This is a genomic window from Bacillus sp. JJ1503, from assembly GCF_036965125.1.
Classification (GTDB): Bacteria; Bacillota; Bacilli; order Bacillales; family Cytobacillaceae; genus Cytobacillus.
Map to the genome: position 1 here is coordinate 1 of NZ_JBALOZ010000515.1, position 1,873 is coordinate 1,873.

The following is a 1,873-nucleotide window of genomic DNA, read 5'->3' on the forward strand; positions in this document are numbered from 1 at the left end:
TGTATGAACTAAATCATATCCCTCTCTTATTACTAAATTTTTTACTTTTTTATATGCTAATAAGTTTTCCCTTTTTAAAGGAGATCTTTGAAACTCTATTTGATGTATTTTGCAACCCATATTAATTAATTCGTGACTTACTTCTTGAACTATATTAAAAGCAACATCAACTTGATGGCCTTGGGCTATTAACATCCTTATATGGGGAATTAAAAAAGCATTAACTGTATTTGAAATTGTCGTAACATATAATATTTTCATTCCAAATTCCCTACTTCCCAAAATTCATCTTTAAATTGATTTATCATCTAAATAGATAATAAACACAACTGTTTATAGCATTATTTTCAACAAATAAAGCCAATTCACTTAGACAATAAATTTTATACAATTAAAAAATGATTAAAAAGCAGAAGATGACTTCAAGTGGGAAGAACACTTTTTTCATTACTTTTTCAATCAGATAGATTTTTCCTAGATTACACGTAATTTGACCTTCGGAACATGCTATTTTTGCACTTTTTAAATCATTCCATTGTTTGTTTATAATTTTGCCCCAACAGGATTAAGTAAAATAATACTTCCTATAATCTGGCACGAGAACTAAGTTCCTTTCACTCCCTATAATCCCTCTCAAACCGCCAAGCATCCCGACACATGTCAACAATATCACGTTTAGCCTCCCAGCCCAGTTTCCTTTTTGCTTTCGAAACATCAGCATAGCATGAAGCAATATCCCCAGGTCTCCGATCAACAATTTCATAAGGTATTTTAATACCATTTGCTTCTTCAAAAGCTTGCACAAGCTCTAGGACACTAGTACCTTTTCCTGTTCCTAAGTTATAGGTATGAACTCCCTCGAAAAGATTGTTTAATGCAGCAACATGCCCCTCTGCTAGATCCATGACATGAATATAGTCTCTAACCCCTGTACCATCCACGGTTGGATAGTCATTTCCAAAGACTCTCAATCTCTGGAGCTTACCCTTAGCAACTTGAGTGACATACGGCATAAGGTTATTTGGGATTCCATTTGGTGATTCTCCAATTAATCCGCTTTCATGAGCTCCTACTGGATTGAAGTATCTAAGCAGCGATACTGAGAAGCTAGGATTAGCTTTTGCTATATCAGTAAGAATACGCTCACTCATTGCTTTAGTTTCACCATATGGGTTTGTCGTTGAAAGGAGATCCATACTCTCCTCAAATGGTACTTTATTGTCTCCATAAACAGTAGCCGATGAGCTAAAGACAAACCGCTTAACGTTATATTTCTGACATGCTTTAGCGAGAATCATCGTGCTGACGATATTATTATGATAATAAGCTAGTGGCTTTTCGACTGACTCTCCCACCGCTTTAAGTCCAGCAAAATGAATAACACCATCTATTTCATGATTAGAAAAGATGGTGTTGACTGCTGATTCATCAGTTACATCAATCGGATAAAAAGTTATTTCTTTTTTCGTTATTTGTTCTATCCTTTCTGCCGCTTCAGCTTTACTGTTAGAAAGATTATCAGCAACAATGACTGAATGTCCTGCATCAATCAAAGCAACACTGGTATGTGATCCTATATAGCCGGCACCGCCTGTAACTAGTATATTCATAGTTTAAACACCCACTTTGAATTAATCTTATTGGAGACTGTGAACATCTAGAATTCATAAAAACTTATACATAATTTGACCTTCGGCACGTGCTATTTTTGCACTATTTTAATCATTCCATTGTTCTTTTTCAAATTTTTCCCCACCAGGATTAAGCAAAATGATACTTCCTATAATATTTGTACTACCCCCCCATTCAAGATATGCTCGTTTCCGAAAAATATAGTTACCACGCTTTTCGAATGTTCCAAATACGTACAATG

At 35.0% G+C, this 1,873-nt stretch carries 2 protein-coding genes; both read right to left on the bottom strand.

Annotated features, from left to right (window positions below; translation table 11 throughout):
- Positions 1 to 261: glycosyltransferase (locus V7149_RS26130; protein WP_335348468.1), on the bottom strand; the 261-nt coding region annotated here is incomplete at its 3' end.
- A 353-nt stretch (positions 262 to 614) separates the two neighbouring features.
- Positions 615 to 1,610: a UDP-glucose 4-epimerase GalE gene (gene galE / locus V7149_RS26135; RefSeq protein WP_335348469.1), complete on the bottom strand. Its 996-nt coding sequence runs from the start codon at positions 1,608 to 1,610 to the stop codon at positions 615 to 617.
- Positions 1,611 to 1,873 lie beyond the last annotated feature (263 nt).

Excerpts from the sequence above, each read along its gene's own strand:
- galE (WP_335348469.1), bottom strand. The coding sequence starts at position 1,610 with ATGAATATACTAGTTACAGGCGGTGCCGGCTATATAGGATCACATACC.